We start from the raw sequence: 3594 nt of genomic DNA on the forward strand, positions 1-3594 counted from the left end.
TTGAACAATTGGAGAATGATGAATAATATGTCCATGGAGGCAAAGCTGCTAAAAAGTATTTGTGATCGTTCAAGGCCCATCCGCATCATGCATATCTGTGGCACCCATGAAAGAACGATCTCACGCTATGGATTACGGAACGTATTGCCAAAAGAAATAGAAATATTGAGCGGTCCGGGTTGCCCCGTATGTGTTACCCCAGTTGAGGATATCGACATTGCGATCGCACTTGCAAGATCTGGCATAATAATAACATCTTATGGAGATATGCTTCGCGTTCCCGGAAGCTCAATGAATCTTATGGAAGCACGATCAGAAGGATGCGATATAAGAACGGTCTACAGTATCGATGATGCAATTACAATAGCAAAAGAACATCCCAGTCATGATGTTGTGTTCTTTGCCATAGGATTTGAAACTACTGCACCCACCAATGCGGCCACGCTTTTACGCAAGCCCCCTAAGAACTTCAGTTTACTCACATCACACCGACTGATCCCCCCAGCTCTTTTAAATCTACTCGATGAAACGAACATAGATGCATTCATAGCTCCTGGGCATGTTTGTGCCATTACAGGCATACAACCATACCAGCAATTTGCAGACCTGGGGTTTCCAATCGTTTCTGCCGGATTTGAAGCAAATGACGTGCTGCTATCCATCCTCATGTTGCTGGAACAGAGCCGTTCAGGCAGACCCATTGTTGAAAATGCATATCCGAGTGTTGTAAGAAGAAAAGGAAATATGAAAGCACAGGAAATGATGGCAAGTGTCTTTGATGTTGTAGATGCACAATGGCGAGGACTTGGCACCATTAAGAGCTCAGGACTCAGGCTAAAGAATGAATTTGCAGATCATGATGCGGTATTGGTTCATGAAAATGTGATCAGGTCCTACAAAAAAGAGACATCGTATGAACGTATCAATGTTGACAAATGCAGATGTGCTGATATTTTGAAAGGCAAAGAAGAACCCGATCATTGCCCACTCTTTGGAACAGATTGTACACCTGTGACACCAATAGGTTCCTGTATGGTCAGTCAGGAAGGTATGTGCTACAACTGGTATCAGTACAGGAATGTGTGAAAATGCACGAATATTCACTTGCCTGCGAGGTTGTAAAAAATGTCATGTCCATAGCAGAGGCAAACCAGGCAAAGGAAATCAGAGCTATAACCCTTGGAGTAGGAAAGCTGACACATATAAATCCGGAGCAGTTATTGTTCTGTCTTAAAACACTGATGACAGATACCATTGCAAAGGATGCAGATATCGTATTGCAAGCAATATTCCCGAATATGGAATGTGAATGCGGATATTATGAAAAAGGCGAGGTCATATATTCTGCAACTAAAAGAGAAGCTAAAGAAAAGAGGAATATTTTGGATTTTCTCAAAGAGCCGGATGAATTCCATGGGATAAGAGCATTCTTTGAGACGCCTTGCCCAAAATGTGAGAAGATGTTACATGCATCCGGCGGCAGGGAACTTATTATCCAGAGTATTGATATTGAACAATGATATTTTAAGAGGATGATACGATGTTAATGCATGTAATAAATGTAGGTCACGACGTGCTTAAAGCAAACGACATGCTTGCAGAGAAAAATAAGGAACTTCTTGACAAAAATGGTGTGTTCGCTATCAATATAATGGGTGCCATAGGGTCAGGCAAGACAACCCTTATCGAAAAAGCAATAGAAATACTTGGAGATCATTATCGTATAGCAGTAATTGCAGGCGATGTAGTAGCGGATATGGATGCCGCAAGATTTGCAAAGCTTGGTATTACAACGATTCCTGTGAATACCGGACGTGAATGTCACCTTGATGCAAACCTTATAGAAAATGTCCTAAGCTCAATGAACCTTCGTGATATTGACATCCTATTCATGGAAAATGTAGGAAATCTCATCTGTCCGACAGATTACAAACTTGGAGAACATCTACGCATAGTGATAGTGAGCGTTACAGAAGGAGATGATATCGTACTCAAACATCCAATGATCTTCAGATCCGCAGATGTTGCAGTGATCCACAAAACAGACATTGCAGAAGCAGTTTATGCAGACTGCGAGAAAATGGAACGTGATGTGAGACAACTGAATCCAAACATCCCGATCCTGTTGACATCGATACGCGATACTGAAAGTATCGAACAGTGGTGTTCGAAAATATCATCTTATATTTAAAACTTCATACCGAAGCAGGAATTATGACAAAAAAAAACATCATCACAATGGAACACGGCGCCGGCGGTCAAGTCATGCAGGGATTGATCAGCAAGTCGATAGTAGACAACATTTCAAACCGATCGGCAGGAACGGTCGGACTTGATGACCTTGATGATGGTGCCACCATTACCTTACCTGCAGACTTTAATTCCAGTTATGAAATTGTCATTACCACTGACAGCCATGTTGTAAAACCATTGTTCTTCCCAGGAGGAGATATTGGGAAATTGGCTGTTTGTGGAACTGTGAACGACCTTACAGTAATGGGGGCCAGAGCAGTTGCTTTGACATGTGCCATCGTCGTAAGTGAAGGATTTGAAAGTGAAATGCTTGAAGAAATAATCCGATCCATGGACCTTGCAGCAAAAGAGGCGAGAGTTGCCATTGTAACCGGGGATACCAAAACAATACCAAGAAATGAACTGGATTCCATAATAATAAACACCAGCGGGATAGGTTTTGCACCCCGAATTATAAGGGACAATAGCCTTAGCCCGGAAGATATGATCATACTGACGGGTACCATAGGAGACCACGGAATTTCATTATTGTCACATCGGGAGGGGTTCAACTTCAATACTAAACTGGAATCTGATGTTTCACCACTGAACGATCTTCTGGAAAAGCCGCTACAAATAACAACACATGATGAAAGAAGTGCCATAACAGCGATGAAAGATCCTACAAGAGGAGGATTGGCTGCCAGTATCAATGAAATGGCACAGAAAAGCAATGTTGGTGTTATCCTTGAGGAAGATGATATTCCGACCAAAAGCGCAGTAAGGTCTGCATGCGAGATGCTGGGGCTGGACCCATATGAGATCGCAAACGAAGGTAAAGCCATTATGGGCGTTAGACCGGAATATGCTGATGAAGTACTGGAGCTACTGCATAGCCATAAATATGGAAAGGATGCAGCCATTATAGGAAAGGTTGTTGCAGAACATCAGGGGAAGGTGTTACTAAGAACACCCATTGGAAGCCTGCGTCAATTGAACATGCCTGTTGGGGATCCCATTCCAAGAGTATGTTGACATCCCTCACTCCCTTAACCGCTCACTTCTGCAACAGTACATTTATCTCAGAAAGAAGTTGATCATCAGTCTTGTCCTTAGTATCGATACCAAGGTTTGCTGCCACCTTATTCACATCGGGCTTATTTTCAACCCCGGAATACGAATCTTCAAGAGAACGTTCAAAGTCCTTTAATGAAAGTTCCGATTCTTTCTGTGCTTTTTTAAACTCACCCATGGAAGTTCCCATTGAGCGTGCCAGTTCCGGCAACTTACTTGCACCAAAAAGTAACAATAATCCTGCGAATATAAGTAATAGTTCGCCAGACCCCAATCCTCCGATCATTA

General features: G+C 42.5%; 5 protein-coding genes. 4 read left to right on the forward strand and 1 reads right to left on the reverse strand.

Annotated elements, in window-relative coordinates:
• The 4 genes from hypD to hypE form a co-directional block, all read left to right on the forward strand.
• A partial coding sequence (gene hypD, locus QAS77_RS11015; RefSeq protein WP_331522696.1) for a hydrogenase formation protein HypD occupies window positions 1-1086 on the forward strand: 1086 nt, incomplete at its 5' end.
• Between the two features lie 2 nt (window positions 1087-1088).
• The gene (locus tag QAS77_RS11020; protein ID WP_305065573.1) at window positions 1089-1520 is read left to right on the forward strand and encodes a hydrogenase/urease maturation nickel metallochaperone HypA; all 432 of its coding nucleotides are present in this window, start codon (window positions 1089-1091) and stop codon (window positions 1518-1520) included.
• Between the two features lie 20 nt (window positions 1521-1540).
• Window positions 1541-2191, forward strand: coding sequence for a hydrogenase nickel incorporation protein HypB (hypB, locus tag QAS77_RS11025; RefSeq protein ID WP_305065575.1), 651 nt, complete (start codon window positions 1541-1543; stop codon window positions 2189-2191).
• 23 nt (window positions 2192-2214) lie between these two features.
• Window positions 2215-3267, forward strand: a complete 1053-nt coding sequence (gene hypE, locus QAS77_RS11030; protein WP_305065577.1) for a hydrogenase expression/formation protein HypE — start codon at window positions 2215-2217, stop codon at window positions 3265-3267.
• Between the two features lie 22 nt (window positions 3268-3289).
• Here the strand turns inward: hypE and tatA are convergent, their stop codons facing one another.
• The gene (gene tatA / locus QAS77_RS11035; RefSeq protein WP_305065579.1) at window positions 3290-3592 is read right to left on the reverse strand and encodes a twin-arginine translocase TatA/TatE family subunit; all 303 of its coding nucleotides are present in this window, start codon (window positions 3590-3592) and stop codon (window positions 3290-3292) included.
• Window positions 3593-3594: the final 2 nt, after the last annotated feature.

Origin of the sequence: Methanococcoides sp., from assembly GCF_030594565.1 — an archaeon.
In the GTDB taxonomy this organism is placed as follows: Archaea; Halobacteriota; Methanosarcinia; order Methanosarcinales; family Methanosarcinaceae; genus Methanococcoides; species Methanococcoides seepicolus.